The organism is Nitratireductor soli (assembly GCF_001050155.1).
GTDB lineage: Bacteria > Pseudomonadota > Alphaproteobacteria > Rhizobiales > Rhizobiaceae > Nitratireductor > Nitratireductor soli.
The window spans coordinates 286,616-307,691 of record NZ_LFVY01000002.1 but is presented as its reverse complement, the minus strand read 5'-3'; the positions used below and the strand labels follow the sequence as shown (position 1 = coordinate 307,691).

Genomic DNA, 21,076 nt, shown 5'->3' with positions numbered 1-21,076 from the left:
GGCATGGGAAACTACTTGCTGTAACGCCTTCCCACCAGCCTCAATTGGGCTGCGACAACTGGCCGGCCTCCCAGCCGAGGATGGCGCGCTTGCGCGTCAGGCCCCAATGATAGCCCGTCAGCGCGCCGGATTTGCCGACCGCGCGATGACACGGCACGACGAAGGAGACCGGATTGGCGCCGATGGCCGCACCGACGGCGCGCGCGGCGGTCGGATTGCCGATCTCGGCGGCGATGTCGGAATAGGCGCGCGCCTTGCCCATCGGGATCTTCAGCAGCGCATCCCAGACGCGAACCTGGAAATCGGTGCCGATCAACACGACGCGCAGCGGCTCCTCGGAACGCCAGCGGCTCGGGTTGAACACCCTGGCTGCATAGGGCGCGGTGGCGCTGATATCCTCGACGAACTCCGCGTTGGGCCAGCGCGACGCCATGTCCTCGAAGGCGGCCCGCTCGCCGCCCGGATCACAAAAGGCGAGGCCCGCCAGGCCGCGCTCGGTGACCATCACCAGGGCGATGCCGAAGGGCGAGATGTGAATGCCGTGGCGAATGACGAGGCCCGCGCCGCGCGCCTTGTATTCGCCCGGCGAAACCGCCTCGTGCGTGACGAACAGATCATGCAACCGACCCGGGCCGGACATGCCGAGCTCGAACGCGGTGTCGAGAAGCGGCAGGCCCGAATCGAGCAGGCGGCGCGCATGGTCGAGCGTGACGGCCTGCAGGAAGGCTTTCGGCGACAGGCCGGCCCAGCGGGTGAAGAGTTTCTGCAGGCCGGTCGGCGTGTCGCCCACTTCGGCGGCGATCTCCTCCAGCGACGGCTGGTCGCGATAGTCGAGGCTGATCTTTTCGATCACGCGGCGGACGACTTCATAATCGCTGCCCTCGGGCGTCACGTCGCGCAGCATCTGGGCTGTCTGCATGTTCATGGCTCTCACTCCTGGCGTCTTTCCATCCTGGGAAGGACGCGCATTCCTGTTCACTGTTAACAGTGAATATGGCGTGCCGCGCGCTGCCAAACCACCCGTTTCCTGCCTAGACCGGTTCAACGTTTCATAGAAACGCTGAACCGGTCTATTTCATTGTTTTTCCGCATTTATGCGGACGTCAGGTGATTCCACCTGACTGCAAAATGCTATAGTTCAGCGCCCCTTGGCCTTCGCCAGGGCGCGACCGAAGGCCGTGGCGAAACTCTCGCGGTCGTCCGGGTTGAGGAAACTGCCCAGCGACACGCTTTGGCCCTGCATCTCGACCGCCATTCCGGTGATGCCGATTTCGTCATGCCGGCTGACGCGGAAACGCGTCCAGAATGGGTTGAGACTGTGCTCCTCGGGGCGGCCGGAGGCCGGCACCTTGCGGATGTCGAGGCTGGTGCGCGACAGGCGCACCTCCTCGCGCACGCGGGCGGCGCGGTAGTTCAGCCGAAACGCCAGATAGATCGCCAGAACGTCGAGGCCGAAGAAACCGAACACCGGCCAGGCGCCCATCTTGAGGAACAGCGCGCCGACGGTCAGCCAGATCAGGAACACCCCGCCCATGAGGAACGCGAAACCGCGCGTGCTCAGCGAGCGGTGGGGCATGAGCCGCGCCTGGAACAGCGGTGCATCGCCAAAGTCGGGCGCGATCATGTTTGTTTCGGCCATGAAGATGATTATAGAAGACCCATGCAAAAGCCCAAGAGCAAAATTGCCGCGCCGCGCCGCAAGCCCCCCCGTTCAGCCAAGTGGAAGACGGCCTACACGCCGGAAGAGATCCACGAGATTTTCCGCCGGTTTTCCATCCAGCGACCCGAGCCGCGCGGCGAATTGGAACACGTCAACGCCTTCACCCTGCTCGTTGCCGTCGTGCTTTCCGCGCAGGCGACCGACGCCGGCGTCAACAAGGCGACACGCGCCCTTTTCCAGGTGGCCGACACGCCGGAAAAGATGCTGGCGCTGGGCGAGGCGAAGGTCGGCGACCACATCCGCACCATCGGCTTGTGGCGCAACAAGGCGAAAAACGTCATCGCGCTGAGCGAAGCGCTGATCCGCGACCACGGATCGCAGGTGCCCGGCAACCGCGAGGCGCTGGTGAGCCTGCCCGGTGTCGGCCGCAAGACCGCCAATGTGGTGCTCAACATGGCCTTCGGCCAGCCGACCATGGCCGTCGACACCCACATACTGCGCATCGGCAACCGGCTGGGGCTGGCGCCAGGCAAGACGCCGGAGCAGGTGGAGGACACGCTGGTCCACATCATTCCGCCGGAGTTCATGCGCCACGCGCATCACTGGCTCATCCTGCACGGGCGCTATGTCTGCAAGGCGCGCAAGCCGGATTGCGTCGCCTGCGTCATCGCCGACATCTGCAAGGCGGCGGAAAAGACCAGCGAGATGCCGGCGCCGCTGGTGGAGTTGGCCGGAGGTGCGCAGTAGAAGCCGCGTGTCGCCCGCTGGGGCTGTGCGGAGCCATTCGCCGGTTGACTTTGCCAGCGCAACAATGATTACTTCGCTATATGGCGAAGTATCACACATCAAGTATGGACCGTACATTCTGGGCGCTGGCGGATCCCACCCGGCGCGGCGTCCTGCAGCGCCTGATGGAAGAACCCGGGCTTTCGGTCAGCGAGCTCGCGCGGCCCTTTTCGCTAAAGCTTCCCGGCATGACGAAGCATCTGGACGTTCTGTCCGATGCCGGATTGATCACGCGAACCAAGACCGGCCGCACCGTAGCGGTGAACCTCGCGGCCGCGCCGATGCGGGAGGCGATTGCGTGGCTTAACCAGTATGAACGCTTCTGGACGGTCAGCCTGGATCGGCTTGCCGTGCTCGTTGAAGAGGATGGAGAGCAATGACCGACCGCCTCCCGAGCGTGACCATCGTGCGCCGAATCAAGGCCCCGCCCGCCAAGATCTGGGCGGCGATCACGCAGCCGGAGCTGATGATGCAATGGTGGGGGCCCGATGCGGGGCCGACCCTCAGCGTGGTGGCTGACGTGCGTCCGGGCGGCCGCTTCAGCGTCGTGTTCCGGCTGCTCAGCGGCGACGAGCACAACCCGACCGGGGTCTATCAGGAGGTGGTTCCCGAGAAGTCGCTCGTCTTTACCTGGGATTTGCCCGGAACGCCGGAACGACAATCGCTGGTGACGTTCCGGCTTGAGCCGTTCGACGGAGGAACCGTGCTGACCCTGACGCACGAGAACCTGCCCGACGAAGAGGCATGCACGAGTCACGAGGAAGGCTGGAGCGGCCTCCTCGACAAGCTTCCCGTGTTCCTTGGAGATTGCGAATGAGCGACTTAATCCTCACCACCTTCGATTGGGTTCCCGAAATGCCGCGCGGCCTTGTGCGCGACCTGCGGGTGCGTTGGGCGCTGGAAGAGGCGGGGTTGGCCTATCGGGTCGAGAGCACGTCGTTTCGAGATCGCGGCCCCGGTCATTTCGCGGCTCAACCCTTCGGTCAGGTCCCGTGGCTGACCGATGGAGACCTCACCATTTTCGAGAGCGGCGCTATCCTGCTGCACCTCGGCGAGAAGAGCCCGGCGCTCATGCCCACCGACCCGCGCGGCCGGGCCGAGGTGGTGGGATGGGTCATCGCCGCGCTCAATTCAATGGACGTGCCGGGCCAGCCATGGGCGCTGTTCCGCTTCATGGGCTTTCCCGGCGAATCGCCCGAGGCGGAGTTCGTGGACAGCTTCCTGAAGGCCAGGCTCGATCGGATGGAAGCAGTGCTGGCCGGCCGCGAGTGGCTGGTGGGCGGCGGCTTTTCCGTAGCGGACCTGTTGATGGCGGACGTGCTGCGGCCGGTAGACCGGTTCGATGGGCTGGCAAAATTCCCTGCTTGCCGAGCCTATGTCGCGCGCGCCACGGCGCGGCCGGCCTTCGTGAAAGCATATGACGACCAGATGGCGCATTTTGCTGCGGCGGATGCAGCTTGATATATGCGCCGCCGAATATCTCGCGGCGTCTGCATGCGCTTGCGCTGGAAGGGTTGAGCCTGGATCAGCCCTGTCGCGCGGCCAAGCCCGACGCCATGGTAGCGTCCTTCTGCGAAATCATCTTGTGCAGATGCACCATCATCGCCGCGGCGAACAGCGGCGTCAGCAGGTTGAGCAGCGGCACGGCCAGGAAACCGGCGATGACCAGGCCGGCGAGGAAAATCGTGCCCGCATGACGCCGGCGCAGCGCCTTGGCCTCCGCCTCGGGGCGAAAGCGCATGGCGGCGAATTCGAAGAATTCGCGGCCGAGCAGGTAACCGTTGACCAGGAAGAAGGCGAGGATGTTGACGCCCGGCACCAGAAGCAGGAACAGCGCGACGATGTTGCCAAGAATGACGACGCCGAAGAATTTCAACGACAGCGCGATGGCCGGAAGCAGCGGCAGCGGCTTGCCCGGCGCATCCAGCGGATAATCCTCCTTCTCGACCACCTCGGCCACATCGTCGAGGAACAAGCCGGCAATGACGGCGGTCACCGGGCCGATCAGCAGCGCCAGGCCGACGGCGAGGCCAAGGCCGGCGGCGATGGCCGCGACGAAACTTACCCAGCCAATCCAGGACGGCAGGTCCGGGAAGAACGCGTCGAGCCACGGCAGGGCGAAATATTCGAACACTTCCTTGAAGCCGAACCAGACACCGGCCAGCACAAGCAGCGTCAGGCCGAGCGTCTTGATGAAGACGGCGCGGAACTCGCGTGAAAAAAGGCGGCTGATGGCCGCGCGGGCGGCGTCGAGGATCATGCGGTTTCAACGTTCCGGTTGCCAGGTTTTCTGCTTCGACATAGGGAGCGTTTGCGGCATGCGCAAGCCGGCGCCGGTGCGCTGGATGCTTGCAAATCCCGTCCAAACCGCTAAACCGCGCCAAGCTGAACGCCAAGTGCCCCTTCCCTTGAATATCCGGAGACCCGATCTTGAGCGAATATGACGTGCTGTGCATCGGCAACGCCATTGTCGACATCATCGCTCGCTGCGACGAAGCGTTTCTCGAGGAGAACAAGATCATCCGCGGCGCGATGAACCTGATCGACGTGGAGCGTGCCACGCTCCTCTACGAGCGCATGGGACAGGCGATCGAGGCCTCCGGCGGCAGCGCCGGCAACACGGCGGCCGGCGTCGCCAGCTTCGGCGGCAAGGCCGCCTTCTTCGGCAAGGTCTCCAACGACACGCTCGGCGACATCTACACGCACGACATCCGCGCCCAGGGCGTCGTCTTCGACACCAGGCCGCTCAATGGCCATCCGCCGACGGCGCGCTCGATGATCTTCGTCACGCCGGACGGCGAACGCTCGATGAACACCTATCTCGGCGCCTGCGTCGAGCTTGGGCCGGAAGATGTCGAGGAAGACAAGGCGAAGGGCGCCAAGGTCAGCTATTTCGAGGGCTATCTGTGGGACCCGCCGCGTGCCAAGGAGGCGATCCGCATGACCGCCGATGCGGCGCACGCGGCCGGCCGCGAAGTAGCGATGTCCTTGTCCGACCCGTTCTGCGTCGACCGCTACCGCGACGAGTTTCTCGATCTGATGCGGTCGGGCCGGGTCAACATCGTCTTCGCCAATGAGCATGAATTGCTGTCGCTCTACCAGACCAGTTCCTTCGACAGCGCGCTGGCGGCGATCCGCCAGGATTGCCGCCTGGCGGCAGTGACGCGCTCGGAGCGCGGCTCGATCATCGTCCGGGGCGCGGAGACGGTGCCCGTCGAGGCAATCGAGATCGCAGAACTGGTCGACACGACCGGTGCAGGCGATCTCTACGCTGCCGGTTTCCTGTACGGCTACACCAATGGACACAGCCTGCTCGATTGCGGACGGCTCGGTTCGTTCGCCGCCGGCCTGGTCATCCAGCAGATCGGCCCGCGCCCGCAGAAGGACCTGCGCTACGAAGCGCAGCAGGCCGGTCTGTTATAGCTCTTCCGGCGGCCGTCCCGGCCGCGATTTGTAGCGCGGGAAAGTCCAGCCGAATTTCAGCGCCCCGCCACGCACCAGGAACGCGGCGGCGATGGCGATCAGCGCCGCAAGCATCCAGTCGAGGCCGGAAATGTCGGCGAGGGTGAAGACGCCGGCGCCGACCAGCGCCGCCGTCACGTAAACCTCCGGCCGCAGCAGGACCGAGGGTTCGCCGGTCAGCACGTCGCGCAGGACGCCGCCAAACGTGGCCGTCAGCATGCCCGTCACCAACGCCACCGTCGCCGAGCCCGTTGCGGCGAGCCCCTTGGCAGCTCCCAACACGGAATAGGCGGCAAGGCCAACGGCATCGAGCCACAAGAGCAGCCGATAGCGATGTTCGACCAGGGGCGCGGCGAAGTAGACGATGATCGCCACCGCCGCGCAGACGAGGATGTAGGTGGGGTTCCATATCCAGAAGACCGGCGCATCCAGCACCAGGTCGCGCAGCGTGCCGCCGCCCATGCCGGTGATGCCGGCCAGGAAGATGAAGCCGATGATGTCGAGCTCCTTGCGTGACGCGGCAAGCGCGCCCGTCGCCGCGAACACCGCCACGCCGGCATAGTCGAGAAGCTGGATAGGGTTCATCGGTTCCTCCGGCTATCTGGATAGCCGAAGGGCGCAGGCATGGAAAGCGCCGCCGCCGGAGGGCCGGGGCTCCGAGCTCAGGTTAACGGACGCCGCATCGACCCCCACTCCGACCGCTTCGCGGCCACCTCTCCCCCGTTCGACGGGGGAGAGGTGGCTTGCGAAGCAAGACGGAGTGGGGGTGTGACCGGCGCCGTCGCAAACCGAGTTCGGAGCCCTGGCCGGAGGGCAGCAGCGCTGAGGTTTCGCGTTCAGGCGTCGCGTTCGGCCTGCGGGTTGGGCGGGCCGGGTTCGGCGGCGGCATCCTCGCCATTCTTCACCGCGGACGCCTTCGGGCCGCCCTTGGCGACGCCGACCATAGCCGGGCGCAGCACCCGCTCGCCGATCACATAGCCCTGCTGCACCACCTGGACGACGGTGCTTTCGGGCACGCTTGGGTCCGGCACTTCGAACATGGCCTGGTGAAAATGCGGGTCGAAGCGCTCGCCCTTCGGGTCGATCCGCTTGACGCCGTGGCGTTCCAGCGTCGACAGCATGGAACGCTCGGTCATCTCGACGCCCTCCACCAGTGCCGAAAGGCCCGTATCGCCCGCCGCAAGCGCATCAGCCGGAACGGCGTCGAGCGCGCGGCGCAGATTGTCGGAGACGGTCAGCATGTCGCGGGCGAAGCCGGCAACGGAATAGCTGCGCGCCTCGACCACGTCGCGGGCGGTGCGCTTGCGCAGATTCTCCATCTCGGCGGCCATGCGCAGGGCGCGGTCCTTGAGTTCCTCGTTTTCCCTGGCCAGTCGCAGGAGGACGTCTTCTTCCGAAACGGTCTCGCCACCGGCGGCTGCATTGGACATCCCGATGTCCTGCTCCTCGGCCATGTCCCTGCGGGAAGGATCGTTCATGGGCGCGTCGTTGTCCTTGGCGTGATTGGTCATTGCAGTCCGTCTATGATTTCACGATTGTTCGATGATTGCGCCCGATATCGAGCTTCGCGGCAGCAAAATCAAGGGGCGAGGCGATCAGAGGCCGACACCGCTCACCGGCTCGGTGCGGGTGCTCGAATCGAAACCGGCGATCAGCGGGCGCGCCTCGGCAATGGCCGCCTGCACGGATGGCAGGGAAAGCGACCCCTTGTGGCTTTCCTCATTGTCCCAGACCTCGGTGATCCAGATCGCATCGGCATCCTCGGGATCCCGTGCAATGATGTAGCTCAGACAGCCGGGCATCGCCTGCGTGCCCTTTGCCAGAATGTCGAGCAGGGCATCGCGCTTGCCGGGCTGGGCGCGCATCTTGCCGATCAGGCCAAACATGGTTCCTCCATAACGCGATAATGAATTATCTGAGCAGGCGACCGACGATCTGGGCCGTGTAGTCGACCATCGGCACGATGCGCGCATAGTTGAGCCGCGTCGGGCCGATGACGCCGAGCGCGCCGATGACGCGCGATTCCTGGTCGCGGTAGGGCGCCACCACCAGCGACGAGCCGGACAATGAGAACAAGCGGTTTTCCGAGCCGATGAAGATGCGCACGCCCGGCCCCTCCTCGGCCACGTCGAGAAGCTGGATCAGACCTTCCTTGGTCTCCAGGTCCTCGAACAGGCGGCGCAGCAGTTCCAGGTCGGCTTCCGCCGTCAGGTTTTCCAGAAGATTGGCGCGGCCGCGGACGATCAGGCGCGCCGGCTGGCCGCTTTCCGCGCCCGCCCAGACAGCGAGCCCCTTTTCAACCAGTTCCTGCGACAGCGTGTCGAGGGCGGCGCGCGTTTCTTCCTGCAGGCGGGAGATTTCGGTGCGCGCCTCGACCAGCGTGCGGCCGCGAATATGGGCGTTGAGGAAGTTCGATGCCTCATGCAGTTGCGAGGCGGTGACGCCCGCCGGCAGATCGACGACGCGGTTTTCCACATCGCCGTTCTGCGAGACGAGAACCGCCAATCCCTTCAGCGGTTCGAGCTGGACGAACTCGATATGCTTCAGCGCCGCTTCCGACTTGGCGGCGAGCACGACGCCGGCGCCGCGCGACAGGCCCGACAGGAGCTGGCTCGCCTCGGTCAGCATGTGGTCGAGCGACTGGCCGCTGCTCGACGCCTTGACCTGGGTCTCGATGATGCGCCGCTCATCGTCGGAAAGATCGCCGATTTCCATGAAGGCATCGACGAAGAAGCGCAGCCCCTGTTGCGTGGGCAGGCGGCCGGCCGAGATATGCGGCGCGTAGATCAGGCCCAGATGCTCGAGATCGCTCATGACGTTGCGGATCGTTGCCGGCGAAAGCTGGGTCGGCAGGATGCGCGACAGATTGCGCGAGCCGAGCGGCTCGCCGTCGCGCAGGTAGGATTCGACGATGAAACGGAAAATCTCGCGGGAGCGCATGTCCAGCGAGCGCATGGCCTGTTCCTGAATCTCTCTGTCGAAGACGGGCTTCGTCATGGCGTACCTCTGACCGGGAATATAAGCCGCGTGCGGGGGAACACAACTCTCCACCGGCCGTTGCGCACACGCTGTTTTCCTTTGCTTTCAAGGTGTGCGAAAGCTACAAGCCGCCAACAATCAAGGCGGAATCGGAGAAAATCAGCCCATGCGACCATCGAAACGGGAACCGGACGAGATGCGCGCCGTCAGCTTCGAACGGGGCATTTCCAAACACGCGGAAGGTTCCTGCCTGGTGCGCTTCGGCGACACGCATGTCTTGTGCACGGCGAGCCTCGAAGAGCGCGTGCCGCCATGGCTGCGCAATTCCGGCAAGGGCTGGGTGACGGCGGAATACGGCATGCTGCCGCGCTCGACAGGCGACCGCATGCGCCGCGAGGCGTCGTCGGGCAAGCAGGGCGGGCGCACGCTGGAGATCCAGCGTCTGATCGGCCGCTCGCTGCGCGCCGTGGTCGACCTGCAGGCACTGGGCGAGAAGCAGATCACCGTCGATTGCGACGTCATCCAGGCCGATGGCGGCACCCGCACGGCGGCCATCACCGGCGGTTTCATCGCGCTGAGCGACTGCCTGTCCTGGATGGAAGCACGGCAGATGGTCAGCCGCGACAAGGTGCTGAAAGACCATGTGGCGGCGATTTCCTGCGGCATCAGCAACGGCACGCCGGTGCTCGACCTCGACTATGCGGAGGATTCGGCCGCAGAAACCGACGCCAATTTCGTCATGACCGGCAAGGGCGGCATCGTCGAGATCCAGGGCACCGCCGAGAGCGAGCCGTTCTCGGAAGAGGAATTCGCCGCCTTGATGGGGCTGGCGCGCAAGGGGATTACACGTCTGGTGGAGTTGCAGAAGCTGGCGATCTCCTGAGCCTTTCGCTGCCGGACGGAATCGCCTAGTGTCCTGCCCCAATCAAACCTGCAGGTTCGGTTGGGACAAGCAGGCCACTAAACTATTGATCTGGTGGGGCGATTTCTCCTGATAGATGGGGACCATCTGTTAGAATCGCACCACCAGCCTGCCGAAACTGCGGCACGGATAGCAGAAAGACCATGCAACCTTCGGCCATTCTCGAGGCGGCGCTTTATGTCGACGACCTGGACGAAGCGGAACGCTTCTACGGCGAGACGCTGGGACTGAAGCGCATCGCCAGGGCCGAGGGCCGGCACGTGTTCTTCCAATGCGGGCGCGGCGTGGTGCTGCTGTTCGATGCGGACGCCACGCAGGCGCCGCCGGCGCCCGACGCGCGCCTGCCCGTGCCACCGCATGGCGCGCGCGGCCAGGGGCATCTGTGCTTTGCCGCATCCGGCGAGGAAATCGAGCGCTGGAAAGCGCATCTGACCAAGGCCGGCATCGCCGTCGAGGCGGATTTCGAATGGCCGAATGGCGGCCGGTCGATCTATTTCCGCGATCCCTCCGGCAATTCGCTGGAATTCGCCGAACCGCGCATCTGGGGCCTGACATCTGAGGATTGACCGGAGACTGAATTGAGACCGATCGAAAACAAGACCTTCGTGCTGGCGAGCCACAACAAGGGCAAGCTCAGCGAGTTTTCCGACCTGCTTCGGCCGTTCGGCTATGCGGTGCGGTCTGCTGCCGAACTGGGTCTCGACGAACCGGAGGAAACCGGCACGACGTTTGAGGAAAACGCCTACATCAAGGCGCATGCCGCCGCGACGGCGACGGGCCTGCCGGCGCTGTCGGACGATTCCGGCCTCTGCGTCGACGCGCTCGACGGCGCGCCCGGCGTCTACACCGCCGACTGGGCGACCAGGGAAGACGGCAGCCGCGACTTCATGATGGCGATGCGGAAGACGGAAAGCCTGCTGGCCGAGAAGGGCGCCGACACGCCGGGAAAACGCACCGGTCGCTTCGTCGCCACGCTGTGCCTGTGCTTTCCCGATGGAGAAGCCGAATATTTCCGCGGCGAGGCGGAAGGCCATCTCGTCTGGCCGCCGCGCGGCACGGACGGGTTCGGCTACGATCCCGTCTTCCAGCCGGTCGGGTTCGACGTCACCTTCGGCCAGATGACGGCCGAGGAAAAGCATGGCTGGAAGCCGGGCGACGCGCACGCGCTGTCGCACCGCGCCCGCGCCTTCCAGAAATTCGCCCGCGCCAGGCTTGGCGTCGCGTGATCCGCGCCGACGACAGCACGCCGGGTTTCGGCATCTACCTCCACTGGCCGTTCTGTGCCGCCAAATGCCCCTATTGCGACTTCAACAGCCATGTGCGCCACCAGCCGGTGGACCAGCCACGCTTCGCCGCTGCTTTTCGCCGCGAGATGGCGACCATGCGCCAGCGCACCGGCCCGCGCACGGTGACCAGCATCTTCCTCGGCGGCGGCACACCATCGCTGATGGAGCCCGCCACGGTCGGCGCCCTGCTCGATGCGGTGGCCGAGCATTGGGACGTTCCCGACGGGATCGAGGTGACGCTGGAGGCCAATCCTAGTTCCGTCGAGGCGGATCGTTTTCGCGGCTATCGCGCCGCCGGCGTCAACCGCGTCTCGCTCGGCGTGCAGGCGCTCAACGACCGGGATCTCAAGTTTCTCGGACGGCTGCACAATGTCGCCGAAGCGCTGAAGGCGATCGAGCTTGCCCGCGCCACATTCCCGCGCCTGTCCTTCGACCTGATCTATGCCCGTCCCGGCCAGAACGAGGCCGACTGGGCGGCGGAGCTTGCGCAGGCCATCGGCCATGCCGCCGACCATCTGTCGCTCTACCAACTGACCATCGAGGAGGGTACGCGTTTCCAGCTTCTCTATGAGGCCGGCAAGCTTGTCATGCCCGATCCCGATCATGCGGCGCGTCTTTACGAAATCACCCAGGACGTGACGCAGGCGCATGGCCTGCCCGCCTACGAAATCTCCAACCATGCCCGCCCCGGCGCCGAAAGCCGGCACAATCTCGTCTACTGGCGCTATGGCGAGTATGTCGGCGTCGGACCCGGCGCCCATGGACGCTTCATCGAGAACGGCCGCCGCCATGTCACCTTCACCGAGAAGATGCCCGAAGGCTGGCTCGAACTGGTCGAGGCGAAGGGCCACGGCGTCACCGGCGGCGAGATCCTGACCCGCGACGAGGAAGCCGACGAGTTCCTGCTGATGGGCCTTCGATTGACCGAGGGCATAGACCTGCCGCGCTACGAGGCGCTGTCGGGGCGCACGCTGTCGAACCGCCGCATTTGCGTGCTGCAGGACGAAGGTCTCATCGAGCCGGTCGGCAACACCCGCCTGCGCGCCACGGCGCGGGGCATGATCGTGCTGGACGCCGTGGTCGCCGACCTCGCAAGCTGATCTGGCGGGCTGACCTGAAAACCCGCCGTCATCCCGGAGCCCGAAGGGCATCCGGGACCTATTGGAAGACAGTGTCAAGCACGATCCGGCTCTCGCCCCGGCACGTGCCAGCACCCCTAACCCCTCTGTGGATAGCGGCCACGCCGCTCAATAGGCCCCGGCCCTCGCTGCGCTCCACCGGGGTGACGTGTCTATTGGGCTTCGCGTGTATTGGTCTATCTCTTTGTTTTTCCGCATTGATGCGGACGTCAGGTGAAACCACCTGACTGCAAAATGCTCTAGCTCCCGCCCGCAAACCGGGTCGGCGCCGGATCGATGATCTGCGCCGTCCCATCCCTCACCTCGTAGACCGCGTAGCCGCGCTCGGCCGTGCCATCGCCGGAGAAGCGGAAGACGCCGGTGTAGCCCGAAAAGCCGACCGGGTTCTCGATGGCGTTGCGCGCAATGCCGCCGCTCTTGGCGAGGTTGGCGGCCAGGATGACCGTGTCATAGGCAAGCGCCGAGGTGAGCGACGGCTCGGCGCCGAAGCGCGCCTGGTAGCGCTGCTTGTAGCCCGCCACACGCCCCTGGTCGGTGTCGGCGAACACCGCGCCTTGCAGGCCGGGGTCGGCGAGATTTGCCGTCGTCCACTGGCCGGTGCCCAAGAGCTTCTTCTGAGACAGATCGATGCCGGATTCGGTGATCGTCGAGACGATCGTCGCCGGGCTGGTGCCGCCATCGGGAATGAACACCGCGTCGGCGGTGCCGAGCGCGTCCGCCACGCCGCGCACCGCCTCGTAGACGGAAGCGTTGTCATAGGCATAGCGGGCGACGGCAACGAGGTCGCCGCCGGTCGACAGCAGCGTCCGGCGCGCTTCGGCTTCGGCGATGTCGCCGGCCGGTCCGTCGGGCAGGATGGCAACAACGCGGCGCACGCCCTGCCCCGCAGCATAGCGCAAGGTCCGCTCGACGACGCCCTGCGGCAGGAATGAATTCAGGTAGATGCCGGGCGCAGCAGCGGCGCGATCCGAGGAGAAGGCGATCATCGGGATTCCGGCCGCCGCCAGCGCCGGCGCGGCGGCCCGGACATTGGCGGAAAAGAGCGGCCCGAGAACCGCCGCCGATCCCTCGGCGACAGCCTGCGCGGAGGCGGAGCCCGCCCCCTCGGCCGTGCCGCCCGTGTCCTTGACGACGAGTTCCAGCGCCTCGGGACCCGCATCGTCCATGGCCAGGATGGCGGCGTTCTTCAGTTCGGCGGCGATGCGCGCGCCATTGCCTTCGCCGGTGAGCGGCAGGAGTAGTGCGACGCGCGTCGCGCCCGAGCCGATCACCTCGCCGGAGGCTGGCAGGCGCGGCGCCGAAGCGGAGGGCTGCTGCACCGACGCCTGTTGGCCGGCCGATGTGGGCAGCCCGTAGGGCACGTCGCCTCCGACACAACCCGAAACGCCAAGAAGCCCCGACATGACAGCCGCCAGCAATCCCTTCCGGCAGCCCGCCGAACTGCAAAATCTCATATGCCGCATCATCCTCAATTTCGCGCGCGACTTTGCAACCGTGGTACCGGCATGTCAAAGAGATGTGCGAATAAGGATGCCCAAGCCTATGGAAAACCCGCGCGGGGAAAAGAATTTCGTCGTCGGCGCCGCCCGCATCGGCGCGGGACCGATCGAGCCCGCGCTCTATCTGGTGGCAACGCCGATCGGCAACCTCTCCGACATCACGCTGCGTGCATTGGAAGTGCTGGCGGCCAGCGACATCCTCGCCTGCGAGGACACCCGCACCTCGCGCGTGCTGATTGCCCGCTACGGCATCAAGCGGAGCATGACCGCCTATCACGAGCACAATGCGCGCGAGGCCGGCCCGCGCCTGATTGCCGCCATGGAAGCGGGGCAAAGCGTGGCGCTGATTTCCGATGCCGGCACGCCGCTCGTCTCCGATCCGGGCTATCGCCTGGTCGAGCAGGCAGTGGAAAAAGGCATTCGCGTCATCCCCGTGCCCGGCCCGTCGGCGGTTCTGGCCGCACTTTCGGCCTCCGGCCTGCCGACCGACGCATTTTTGTTTGCCGGCTTTCTTCCCGTGAAGGATGGCCAGAGGCGCAAGCGGCTCGACACGTTCCGGCAGACGCCGGCAACGCTGATCTTCTTCGAATCGCCGCGCCGGCTGGCCGACAGTCTCGCCGTCATGGCGGATGTTCTGGGCGGCGCGCGGCCAGCCTGCGTGGCGCGCGAGATCACCAAGGCCTTCGAGGAGATACGGCGGGGAACGCTGGCCGAGCTTGCCGCGCATTATGCCGAGGCCGGCGCGCCGAAGGGCGAGGTCGTCGTCTGCATCGCGCCCCCCGGAGAAGAGGAAGAGGCAAGCGTTGAAGATACCGACCGCCTGCTTCTGTCGCTGGCCGCCGAAATGCCCGCCGCCAAGGCAGCGGGCGAGGCAGCGCGCATGACGGGCGGGCGCAAATCCGACCTCTACCAGCGCCTGCTGGCGCTCAAGGCCGCGGGCGATGCCGGCTGAGGCCCGCCAGAGGGCCTATCGGCGCGGCCATCGCGGCGAGTGGCTGGCGGCCACCGTTCTGATGCTCAAGGGCTACCGCATCCTCGCCCGACGTCATCGCACCAGGCTCGGCGAGATCGACCTCATCGCCCGGCGCGGCGACCTCGTCGCCATCGTCGAGGTGAAGGCGCGGCCGACGCTGGAGCAGGCGATGGAGGCGGTGGGCTTCGAAACGCAGATCCGCATCGAGCGCGCTGCCGATCTCTGGCTCGCCCGTCAGCCGGACTATGCGCGCCTTTCGCTGCGCTTCGATCTCGTCGCTGTCCTGCCGCGTCGCTGGCCGGTGCATGTGGAGAATGCGTTCTCGGGACGGGGGTAGGCAGCCCCTAGATCGCGATCCCTTTCAATAAGTTAGAGCGGGATGCGGGCGGAAAACCGCTTCACACTTTTCCTCATCCCGCTCTGCTGGTCTGACCGAAACAGATGGTCCTCATCTGTTAGGATCGCACCACTAGCGTCGGCTTACCCGCATCGGCAGCCCGCCCTGCGGTTGGGTGGTGAGCTTCTGCACCGGCCAGGGCTTCGTCTCGGGCAATGTGTCGAAGCGGAAGCGCGACAACAGCACGGCGAGCGCGATCACCGCTTCCTGCATGGCGAAGGTCGCGCCGATGCACACGCGCGGGCCCGCGCCGAAGGGCAGATACTGATAGCGGTCGAGCTTTTCCCGGTTTTCCGGATGAAAACGTTCGGGCATGAAGGCTTCCGGATTGTCCCACAATGCCCGATGGCGATGCACCGTCCACGGCATCACCAGGACCTGCGCGCCCTTGACGATGGTGAAATCCCTGTAGTGATCCTCCTCGAGCGCCTCGCGGTTGATCGACGGGGCCGGCGGATAAAGCCGCATCGCCTCCTCGAAGGCGGCGCGGGTAAAAGGCATGGCATCGAGCCATTTCACCGGGTCGGGCTCGCGCGCCAGCACGACATCGATCTCCGCCTCGACCCGCTCGCGTTCCCACGTCGCCTCTGCGAGGCAATAGATGGTCCAGCCGAGCGCGCGGGCGGTCGTTTCGTGGCCGGCGCCGATGAAGGTGATCAGATTGTCCTCGATCTCCTGGCGCGAAAGCCCGTCCGGCCCTTCGGCGCGCAGCAGCAGGGTCAGGAAATCCTCCGGCACGTCGGCGTCGCTCGCCATCTTCTCCTTCCGCAAATCCATCGTCTCGGCGACGATGTTGCGGAAGAATGCCAGGGAATTGCGGCCGAGAAGCCGCGTGATGCGCGGCAGCCAATCCGGCGCGCCGAGCAGGTCGAGCGGATCAACGCGGCCCATGGTCTCGAACAGGCGGTCGACCTGGTGGGCGAAATTGGCCGCGTCTCCGGCGATCTCGCCGGAAAACAGGGTTTCGGCCAGGATGTCGAAGGTCAGCAGCGTCATGTCGCGCGAAACGTCGACGGGTTCGACCGCGTCCTCGTAGCGTTCGACAAAAGCCTCGGTGCGCGCCAGCATCGGCGCGGCGAAGCCGGCGATGTGGCGCGGCGTGAAGACCGGCGCCATCGCCTTGCGCGAGCGGCGCCAGACCTCGCCTTCGGCGGTCAGCAGACCGTCGCGCAGGATCGGCCGCAGGATCTTCTGGCGCACGCGCGCCATCTTGTAGTTTCTGGCGTTGTCGACCAGCACATGGCGGATCAGGCCGGGGTCGTTGACGATCACCAGCGGTCCGCCGATGCCGCCCTCGATGGAAATCCACGGCTCGTTGTAGGAAGGCTCGCCCCACAGTTCCAGCGGATTGCGATAGACGATCCGCATCATCTGCAAGGTGGAGGGCGGCTTCGTTCGCGGGCGCGGTGCGGGCGGAACGAAGGGCGCAGGCGTCGTCTCCATCGGCAAATCCTTTCCCGCTCAATCTAATGCGTGCAGAGTGCTCCTTCAATTCAGGCAATGTGATGGAGAAGGCGGGAACCACTGCGCCGCTTGCGCATTGTTGAGGCACCCAGGGACAAATCGAAACAGACCGGAGTGCACTCTGCTCAGATGCGGAAGGAAAAGTCATGAATTGGAATCAGATCGAAGGAAATTGGGAGCAGTTCAAGGGCAAGGTTCAGCAGAACTGGGGCAAGCTCACCAATGACGACTTGGATGTCGTGCGCGGCAACCGCAAGGAGCTTGCCGGCAAGCTGCAGGAACGCTACGGCAAGGCCCAGGAAGAGACCGAGCGCGAGATCGACGAGTGGCTGGCAAAACACTAGTGCAACGCTTCGCTTGAATTGAAGGCTTTCCCTTCATTTCAAGCGAAGAAAAGTTGCCCTAGAATCAATAGTCTAGTGACCTTCCTGCCCCAGTCCAAACCTGCCGGTTTGGACTGGGGCAGGACACTAGTGGTCCGACCAAAACAGATGGGGACCATCTGTCTGGATCGCACCATTAGAATCCAGCTGAATGAGAGCCCCGCGCGAAGCGGGGCTCTTGCTCGTTCAATGGTTCTCGTGCGCCTCGCCGGAGCCGCCGACGGCAACGATGCTGTAAGGCATGCCCATCCACGGCGATCGCACGCTTCGCCTCGAAGTTTTCGGCATCGACCACATGGATCATGCTTTTCAGCGGATCCGTGACCATGATCTCGTCGCCGGCGACCGCAATGCGCGGGCGCGGCAGCGACCAATGGCCATCCATCGAACAGGGTTCCGTCAGCGCCAGCGAGCGGTCGGTCTTGCCGGCCAGGACATTGACGCGGTTGAGCTTGCCATCCTCGGTGAAGACATAGGCGAATTTCGGTCGCACCGGATCGACGGCGAAGTCGACCTGTAGCGTCGGAAGCTCGATCAGGTGGAGGGCCTCCTCGTCCTCCGGGTCGATCAGCACCACCGCCGAGGGGCCGAAACTGCCGAGGAAATACTGCAGCGCCTTGCCGCCGAGCAGCGTCGAGACTTTGGCGCCGTCACCTCGATGTCGGCGTGGACGGCGACGAACAGCCGCCATGCCTCCTGTTCCTCGGCCCATCCGGCCTGCGTCGCCGCCAACGCAAGCCCGGCACTTCAGAGCAAAGCGTGCGGTCGCATCTCCGTCCATCCTAAATGAGATAACATTAGGTTTTATGGGGATTGGAAGCCAGCAGGTTCGGCTGGCTTCCTTCTTGATCGACAGCGGGTTTCGAGGCAGGCGGCCCTCAGCGCGCCGCCGACAGGCAATCCTTCAGCGAGGCCGCCATACCGCGGATCAGGTCGAAATAAAGATCGGGGCCATCCGTCAATTCCGCACCCAGCGGGTCCAGCACGCCCGACCTGGCGTTGGTGCCCTCGGTGACGACCTCGATCAGGCGCGGCTCGAACTGCGGCTCGGAAAAGACGCAAGCCGCGTCCAACTCCTGCACCTTGGTGCGGATCTCGTCGACCCGCTGCGCGCCGGGAATCACTTCGGGGCTGACCGTGATGGAGCCGGCCGCAGCCAGGCCGAAGCGCTTCTCGAAATACTGATAGGCATCATGGAAGACGATAAACGGCCGATCCTTGACCGAAGCCAGGTCGGCAGTGATTTCGGTCTCCAGCCCATCGATCCGCTTTTCCAGCCTTGCCATGTTGGCGGCATAGGCGGCGGCGTTTTCAGGGTCGACCTTAGACAATGCCTCGGCGACGGCCCGCGCCATCAGCCTTGCGTTTTGCGGATCGAGCCAGATATGCGCGTCAGCGCCATGGTGATCGTGCCCCTCATGGCCGGCCTCGTCGTGGCCCCCGCCTTCGTGGCCCCCGTCTTCGTGACCGTCATCCTCCTCTCCCTCGTCATGCAAATGCGCCTCGAAGGCGCCACCCTCGCGCGGCTCGAGCAGGGTCAGCCCCTCCGCCTCGGCCAGCGTCACCAGCTTCGCCTCGCCCGCCAGGGAACTCACCGGCTTGGCCAGGAAGGCCTCCAGATTCGGTCCGACCCAGAACACCAGATCGGCGGCAGCGAGCATGCGCGCCTGGGAGGGGCGCAGGGAATAGGTGTGTGGCGAGCCGGCGCCTTGCAGGATCAGCCCCGGCTCGCCGACGCCCTCCATCACCGCCGCCACCAGGGCGTGAACCGGTTTGATGGATGTGACGACCTTTGGTTCCGCGGCCACCGTTCCACCGGCCGACAGCGCAATGAGGGAAGCGGCGGCAAAAAGGGCGCGAAGGGATTTCATGGAAAGCTCCTGTAAACGGTTCGGACGGGCAATCGGAACGCACTGCTGCAACAGGCCATCCCCGCGGCCAATATGTTATGACATTACATATCCTTGCGTTACGCTATAACGTGTGCCATATCCGCTGACAAGCCGGAAAAACGCACATGCTGGAAAAAAACACCGCCGCCGAACGCGCGCCCGAAACGCTGGTCGAGATGCACAATGCCGGCGTCTTCCGCGCCGGACGCTGGCTGGTGCGCGGGGTCGACCTCGCCGTCAGGCGCGGCGAGATCGTCACGCTGATCGGGCCGAACGGCTCGGGCAAGAGCACCACCGCCAAGACCGCCATCGGTGTGGTCAAACCGAGTGAGGGACATGTCCATCGCGCCAGGCGCCTGAAGGTCGGCTATGTGCCGCAGAAGGTGACGCTCGACTGGACGCTGCCGCTCAGCGTCGAGCGGCTGATGACGCTGACCGGCGGGGCCGAGCCGACGGCGATCGGCGCGGCGCTGGAGGCGGCGGGCATCGCCCACCTCGCCAGGCGGCAGGTGCAGGCGCTTTCCGGCGGCGAGTTCCAGCGGGCGCTTTTGGCCCGCGCGCTGCTGCGCGAGCCGGATCTCCTGGTGCTCGACGAGCCGGTGCAGGGCGTGGATTTCACCGGCGAGGTGGCGCTGTACGAGCTGATCCGCAACATCCGCGACCGCATCGGCTGCGGCATATTGATGATCTCGCACGATCTGCACATCGTCATGGCCGACACGGACACGGTGATCTGCCTTAACGGGCATGTATGCTGCCGCGGCGCGCCGCAAAGCGTCATGGGCAGCCCGGAATACCAGAAGCTGTTCGGCGCGCGCGCCGCCGAAGCGCTGGCTCTCTATCGCCACCATCACGACCACACGCATCTGGCCGACGGCCGCGTGCGTCACGCCGATGGCAGCGTCACCGATCATTGCCACGCGGAGGATGGGCATCACCATGATCATACAGACGGCGATCATGCGGGTCATGCACACAAGGCGGTGAAGGGAGAGCCCCATGCTCGATGATTTCTTCACCCGTGCGCTGATCGCCGGCGTCGGCCTGGCGCTGGTCACCGGGCCGCTCGGCTGCTTCGTCGTCTGGCGGCGCATGGCCTATTTCGGCGACACGATGGCCCATTCGGCGCTGCTCGGCGTCGCCCTGTCGCTGGTGTTCGAGCTCAATCTGATGATCGGCGTGTTTCTCGTCGCGGCGCTGGCCTCGCTGGCCCTGCTGTTTCTCGAACGGCGCGGCGCGCTGTCCACCGACGCGCTGCTCGGCATCCTGTCGCATTCGACACTGGCGCTCGGCCTGGTCATGGTGGCTTTCATGACCTGGGTGCGCGTCGATCTGATGGGCTTCCTGTTCGGCGACATCCTCGCCGTATCGAGGCTCGACATCGCCTTCATCTATGGCGGCGGGGCCGCCGTCCTGGCCTTGCTGGTCATGCTCTGGAGGCCGCTTTTGGCAGCGACCGTCAACACCGACATCGCCCAGGCGGAAGGCCTCAACCCGGGGCGCTCGCGCTTCGTCTTCATGCTCCTGATGGCCGCTGTCATCGCCATTGCCATGAAGATCGTCGGCATCCTGCTGATCACAGCGCTGCTCATCATTCCGGCCGCCACGGCGCGGCGCTTTGCCGGCGGGCCGGAAATGATGGCGGTGCTGGCGGCGCTGATCGGCGCGGCTTCGGTGATTGGCGGGCTGATCGGTTCACTCGAGTTCGACACGCCGTCCGGCCCGTCCATCGTCGTGGCGGCGCTGGCCCTGTTCGTCCTCAGCCTCGTCCCCTCGCCCCTGCCGCAACCCCAGCAGGGCAAGACAGCCGACCATGCAACGGAGGACCGGTCATGACCCCCGATCTCACCCGCAACCAGAGCCTGGTGATGAAGACCTTGTCGGGCGCCGAAGCGCCGCTCAGCGCCTATACCATCCTCGACCGGCTGCGCGACGACGGGCTGCGCGCGCCGCTGCAGGTCTATCGCGCGCTCGACAAACTGCTGGACATGGGTCTGGTGCACCGGCTGGAAAGCCTCAACGCCTTTGTCGCTTGCGCCCATCCGCACACCCATGAGCAGGAGCTTATCGCCTTCGCCATTTGCGAAAACTGCGGCAAGGTGGAGGAGTTCTCCGACGAGGTGGTCAAGGAACGGCTGGACGGCTGGGCGAAGTCGCATCGTTTCAGGGCGGCGAAGACGACCATCGAGATCAGGGGCGATTGCGGCGGGTGCGAGGCGAAGGGATAGCGTCCC

The 21,076-nt window shown here is 65.4% G+C and carries 26 protein-coding genes; 15 read left to right on the top strand and 11 right to left on the bottom strand.

Translation table 11 applies throughout. The annotated features are described in order from the left end of the window. Positions 1-40 precede the first annotated feature (40 nt). Positions 41-925, bottom strand: a complete 885-nt coding sequence (locus AB843_RS03900) for a methylated-DNA--[protein]-cysteine S-methyltransferase (RefSeq protein WP_048645475.1) — start codon at positions 923-925, stop codon at positions 41-43. 213 nt (positions 926-1,138) lie between these two features. Beyond that, positions 1,139-1,639, bottom strand: coding sequence for a DUF2244 domain-containing protein (locus AB843_RS03895; RefSeq protein ID WP_048645474.1), 501 nt, complete (start codon positions 1,637-1,639; stop codon positions 1,139-1,141). A 21-nt stretch (positions 1,640-1,660) separates the two neighbouring features. On the opposite strand from AB843_RS03895, the gene nth reads away from it, so the two are divergent. From nth to AB843_RS03875, 4 genes are all read left to right on the top strand, one after another. Continuing rightward, positions 1,661-2,407: an endonuclease III gene (gene nth / locus AB843_RS03890; protein WP_048645473.1), complete on the top strand. Its 747-nt coding sequence runs from the start codon at positions 1,661-1,663 to the stop codon at positions 2,405-2,407. Positions 2,408-2,487: 80 nt separating this feature from the next. After that, positions 2,488-2,826, top strand: a complete 339-nt coding sequence (locus AB843_RS03885) for an ArsR/SmtB family transcription factor (RefSeq protein WP_048645472.1) — start codon at positions 2,488-2,490, stop codon at positions 2,824-2,826. Then, entirely contained in the window at positions 2,823-3,263 is a 441-nt protein-coding gene (locus AB843_RS03880) for an SRPBCC family protein (RefSeq protein WP_048645471.1), read from the top strand. Before AB843_RS03885 ends, AB843_RS03880 begins: the two co-directional genes overlap by 4 nt. Continuing rightward, positions 3,260-3,907, top strand: a complete 648-nt coding sequence (locus AB843_RS03875) for a glutathione S-transferase family protein (RefSeq protein ID WP_048645470.1) — start codon at positions 3,260-3,262, stop codon at positions 3,905-3,907. The genes AB843_RS03880 and AB843_RS03875 overlap by 4 nt, the downstream gene beginning before the upstream one ends. Positions 3,908-3,971: 64 nt before the next feature. On the opposite strand, the gene AB843_RS03870 is transcribed toward AB843_RS03875, so the two are convergent. Next, on the bottom strand, positions 3,972-4,706 hold the full coding sequence (locus tag AB843_RS03870; protein WP_048645469.1) for a sulfate transporter family protein: 735 nt from the start codon (positions 4,704-4,706) through the stop codon (positions 3,972-3,974). A gap of 170 nt (positions 4,707-4,876) precedes the next feature. Between AB843_RS03870 and AB843_RS03865 the strand changes: the two genes are divergently transcribed. Continuing rightward, positions 4,877-5,869 carry an adenosine kinase gene (locus AB843_RS03865; RefSeq protein WP_048645468.1) on the top strand — a complete coding sequence of 331 codons (993 nt, stop codon included), beginning with the start codon at positions 4,877-4,879 and terminating at the stop codon, positions 5,867-5,869. Here the strand turns inward: AB843_RS03865 and AB843_RS03860 are convergent. The 4 genes from AB843_RS03860 to hrcA form a co-directional block, all read right to left on the bottom strand. Then, on the bottom strand, positions 5,864-6,493 hold the full coding sequence (locus AB843_RS03860; RefSeq protein WP_048645467.1) for a trimeric intracellular cation channel family protein: 630 nt from the start codon (positions 6,491-6,493) through the stop codon (positions 5,864-5,866). The two genes, AB843_RS03865 and AB843_RS03860, sit on opposite strands and share 6 nt — an antisense overlap. A 251-nt stretch (positions 6,494-6,744) precedes the next feature. Continuing rightward, positions 6,745-7,419 (bottom strand): nucleotide exchange factor GrpE, encoded by a 675-nt coding sequence (gene grpE / locus AB843_RS03855; protein WP_048645466.1) that lies wholly within the window; start codon positions 7,417-7,419, stop codon positions 6,745-6,747. Positions 7,420-7,503: 84 nt separating this feature from the next. After that, positions 7,504-7,794 carry a putative quinol monooxygenase gene (locus AB843_RS03850; RefSeq protein WP_048645465.1) on the bottom strand — a complete coding sequence of 97 codons (291 nt, stop codon included), beginning with the start codon at positions 7,792-7,794 and terminating at the stop codon, positions 7,504-7,506. 25 nt (positions 7,795-7,819) lie between these two features. Further along, positions 7,820-8,905, bottom strand: coding sequence for a heat-inducible transcriptional repressor HrcA (hrcA, locus tag AB843_RS03845; protein ID WP_048645464.1), 1,086 nt, complete (start codon positions 8,903-8,905; stop codon positions 7,820-7,822). Positions 8,906-9,053: 148 nt separating this feature from the next. Between hrcA and rph the strand changes: the two genes are divergently transcribed. The 4 genes from rph (at position 9,054) to hemW (ending at position 12,195) form a co-directional block, all read left to right on the top strand. Next, positions 9,054-9,770: a ribonuclease PH gene (gene rph, locus AB843_RS03840; protein ID WP_048645463.1), complete on the top strand. Its 717-nt coding sequence runs from the start codon at positions 9,054-9,056 to the stop codon at positions 9,768-9,770. A 182-nt stretch (positions 9,771-9,952) separates the two neighbouring features. Beyond that, positions 9,953-10,375 carry a VOC family protein gene (locus AB843_RS03835; RefSeq protein ID WP_048645462.1) on the top strand — a complete coding sequence of 141 codons (423 nt, stop codon included), beginning with the start codon at positions 9,953-9,955 and terminating at the stop codon, positions 10,373-10,375. 12 nt (positions 10,376-10,387) lie between these two features. Then, positions 10,388-11,035, top strand: coding sequence for an RdgB/HAM1 family non-canonical purine NTP pyrophosphatase (gene rdgB / locus AB843_RS03830; RefSeq protein ID WP_048645461.1), 648 nt, complete (start codon positions 10,388-10,390; stop codon positions 11,033-11,035). After that, the gene (gene hemW / locus AB843_RS03825) at positions 11,035-12,195 is read left to right on the top strand and encodes a radical SAM family heme chaperone HemW (protein WP_425286794.1); all 1,161 of its coding nucleotides are present in this window, start codon (positions 11,035-11,037) and stop codon (positions 12,193-12,195) included. The genes rdgB and hemW overlap by 1 nt, the downstream gene beginning before the upstream one ends. 278 nt (positions 12,196-12,473) lie before the next feature. Here the strand turns inward: hemW and AB843_RS03820 are convergent, their stop codons facing one another. Then, positions 12,474-13,637 carry a penicillin-binding protein activator gene (locus AB843_RS03820; RefSeq protein WP_244467887.1) on the bottom strand — a complete coding sequence of 388 codons (1,164 nt, stop codon included), beginning with the start codon at positions 13,635-13,637 and terminating at the stop codon, positions 12,474-12,476. A gap of 139 nt (positions 13,638-13,776) precedes the next feature. On the opposite strand from AB843_RS03820, the gene rsmI reads away from it, so the two are divergent. Together rsmI and AB843_RS03810 are read left to right on the top strand one after the other, a co-directional pair. Further along, positions 13,777-14,685, top strand: coding sequence for a 16S rRNA (cytidine(1402)-2'-O)-methyltransferase (gene rsmI / locus AB843_RS03815; protein WP_048645458.1), 909 nt, complete (start codon positions 13,777-13,779; stop codon positions 14,683-14,685). Then, on the top strand, positions 14,675-15,043 hold the full coding sequence (locus AB843_RS03810) for a YraN family protein (RefSeq protein WP_048645457.1): 369 nt from the start codon (positions 14,675-14,677) through the stop codon (positions 15,041-15,043). Before rsmI ends, AB843_RS03810 begins: the two co-directional genes overlap by 11 nt. Positions 15,044-15,175: 132 nt before the next feature. Here the strand turns inward: AB843_RS03810 and AB843_RS03805 are convergent, their stop codons facing one another. Continuing rightward, entirely contained in the window at positions 15,176-16,546 is a 1,371-nt protein-coding gene (locus tag AB843_RS03805; RefSeq protein WP_048645456.1) for a cytochrome P450, read from the bottom strand. Between the two features lie 167 nt (positions 16,547-16,713). On the opposite strand from AB843_RS03805, the gene AB843_RS03800 reads away from it, so the two are divergent. Continuing rightward, positions 16,714-16,911, top strand: a complete 198-nt coding sequence (locus tag AB843_RS03800; RefSeq protein WP_048645455.1) for a CsbD family protein — start codon at positions 16,714-16,716, stop codon at positions 16,909-16,911. 175 nt (positions 16,912-17,086) lie between these two features. Here the strand turns inward: AB843_RS03800 and AB843_RS03795 are convergent, their stop codons facing one another. Continuing rightward, entirely contained in the window at positions 17,087-17,641 is a 555-nt protein-coding gene (locus AB843_RS03795; RefSeq protein ID WP_053086089.1) for a hypothetical protein, read from the bottom strand. A 187-nt stretch (positions 17,642-17,828) separates the two neighbouring features. Beyond that, positions 17,829-18,821: a zinc ABC transporter substrate-binding protein ZnuA gene (gene znuA / locus AB843_RS03790; protein ID WP_048645454.1), complete on the bottom strand. Its 993-nt coding sequence runs from the start codon at positions 18,819-18,821 to the stop codon at positions 17,829-17,831. Positions 18,822-18,967: 146 nt separating this feature from the next. Here znuA and AB843_RS03785 point away from each other — a divergent pair, with 146 nt between their 5' ends. The 3 genes from AB843_RS03785 to AB843_RS03775 are packed head-to-tail and all read left to right on the top strand — an operon-like array spanning position 18,968 to position 21,070. Continuing rightward, positions 18,968-19,852 carry an ATP-binding cassette domain-containing protein gene (locus AB843_RS03785; protein WP_048645453.1) on the top strand — a complete coding sequence of 295 codons (885 nt, stop codon included), beginning with the start codon at positions 18,968-18,970 and terminating at the stop codon, positions 19,850-19,852. Next, positions 19,842-20,678 (top strand): metal ABC transporter permease, encoded by an 837-nt coding sequence (locus tag AB843_RS03780; RefSeq protein WP_048645452.1) that lies wholly within the window; start codon positions 19,842-19,844, stop codon positions 20,676-20,678. The genes AB843_RS03785 and AB843_RS03780 overlap by 11 nt, the downstream gene beginning before the upstream one ends. Continuing rightward, positions 20,675-21,070, top strand: coding sequence for a Fur family transcriptional regulator (locus AB843_RS03775; protein WP_048645451.1), 396 nt, complete (start codon positions 20,675-20,677; stop codon positions 21,068-21,070). The genes AB843_RS03780 and AB843_RS03775 overlap by 4 nt, the downstream gene beginning before the upstream one ends. Positions 21,071-21,076: the final 6 nt, after the last annotated feature.

What these genes read in the sequence shown, in the direction of transcription:
- AB843_RS03900 (WP_048645475.1), bottom strand. Translation starts at nt 925, where the DNA reads ATGAACATGCAGACAGCCCAGATGCTGCGCGACGTGACGCCCGAGGGC.
- AB843_RS03895 (WP_048645474.1), bottom strand. Translation starts at nt 1,639, where the DNA reads ATGGCCGAAACAAACATGATCGCGCCCGACTTTGGCGATGCACCGCTG.
- nth (WP_048645473.1), top strand. Translation starts at nt 1,661, where the DNA reads ATGCAAAAGCCCAAGAGCAAAATTGCCGCGCCGCGCCGCAAGCCCCCC.
- AB843_RS03885 (WP_048645472.1), top strand. Translation starts at nt 2,488, where the DNA reads ATGGCGAAGTATCACACATCAAGTATGGACCGTACATTCTGGGCGCTG.
- AB843_RS03880 (WP_048645471.1), top strand. Translation starts at nt 2,823, where the DNA reads ATGACCGACCGCCTCCCGAGCGTGACCATCGTGCGCCGAATCAAGGCC.
- AB843_RS03875 (WP_048645470.1), top strand. Translation starts at nt 3,260, where the DNA reads ATGAGCGACTTAATCCTCACCACCTTCGATTGGGTTCCCGAAATGCCG.
- AB843_RS03870 (WP_048645469.1), bottom strand. Translation starts at nt 4,706, where the DNA reads ATGATCCTCGACGCCGCCCGCGCGGCCATCAGCCGCCTTTTTTCACGC.
- AB843_RS03860 (WP_048645467.1), bottom strand. Translation starts at nt 6,493, where the DNA reads ATGAACCCTATCCAGCTTCTCGACTATGCCGGCGTGGCGGTGTTCGCG.
- grpE (WP_048645466.1), bottom strand. Translation starts at nt 7,419, where the DNA reads ATGACCAATCACGCCAAGGACAACGACGCGCCCATGAACGATCCTTCC.
- AB843_RS03850 (WP_048645465.1), bottom strand. Translation starts at nt 7,794, where the DNA reads ATGTTTGGCCTGATCGGCAAGATGCGCGCCCAGCCCGGCAAGCGCGAT.
- hrcA (WP_048645464.1), bottom strand. Translation starts at nt 8,905, where the DNA reads ATGACGAAGCCCGTCTTCGACAGAGAGATTCAGGAACAGGCCATGCGC.
- rph (WP_048645463.1), top strand. Translation starts at nt 9,054, where the DNA reads ATGCGACCATCGAAACGGGAACCGGACGAGATGCGCGCCGTCAGCTTC.
- AB843_RS03835 (WP_048645462.1), top strand. Translation starts at nt 9,953, where the DNA reads ATGCAACCTTCGGCCATTCTCGAGGCGGCGCTTTATGTCGACGACCTG.
- AB843_RS03820 (WP_244467887.1), bottom strand. Translation starts at nt 13,637, where the DNA reads ATGTCGGGGCTTCTTGGCGTTTCGGGTTGTGTCGGAGGCGACGTGCCC.
- rsmI (WP_048645458.1), top strand. Translation starts at nt 13,777, where the DNA reads ATGGAAAACCCGCGCGGGGAAAAGAATTTCGTCGTCGGCGCCGCCCGC.
- AB843_RS03810 (WP_048645457.1), top strand. Translation starts at nt 14,675, where the DNA reads ATGCCGGCTGAGGCCCGCCAGAGGGCCTATCGGCGCGGCCATCGCGGC.
- AB843_RS03805 (WP_048645456.1), bottom strand. Translation starts at nt 16,546, where the DNA reads ATGGAGACGACGCCTGCGCCCTTCGTTCCGCCCGCACCGCGCCCGCGA.
- AB843_RS03800 (WP_048645455.1), top strand. Translation starts at nt 16,714, where the DNA reads ATGAATTGGAATCAGATCGAAGGAAATTGGGAGCAGTTCAAGGGCAAG.
- AB843_RS03795 (WP_053086089.1), bottom strand. Translation starts at nt 17,641, where the DNA reads ATGGCGGCTGTTCGTCGCCGTCCACGCCGACATCGAGGTGACGGCGCC.
- znuA (WP_048645454.1), bottom strand. Translation starts at nt 18,821, where the DNA reads ATGAAATCCCTTCGCGCCCTTTTTGCCGCCGCTTCCCTCATTGCGCTG.
- AB843_RS03785 (WP_048645453.1), top strand. Translation starts at nt 18,968, where the DNA reads ATGCTGGAAAAAAACACCGCCGCCGAACGCGCGCCCGAAACGCTGGTC.
- AB843_RS03780 (WP_048645452.1), top strand. Translation starts at nt 19,842, where the DNA reads ATGCTCGATGATTTCTTCACCCGTGCGCTGATCGCCGGCGTCGGCCTG.
- AB843_RS03775 (WP_048645451.1), top strand. Translation starts at nt 20,675, where the DNA reads ATGACCCCCGATCTCACCCGCAACCAGAGCCTGGTGATGAAGACCTTG.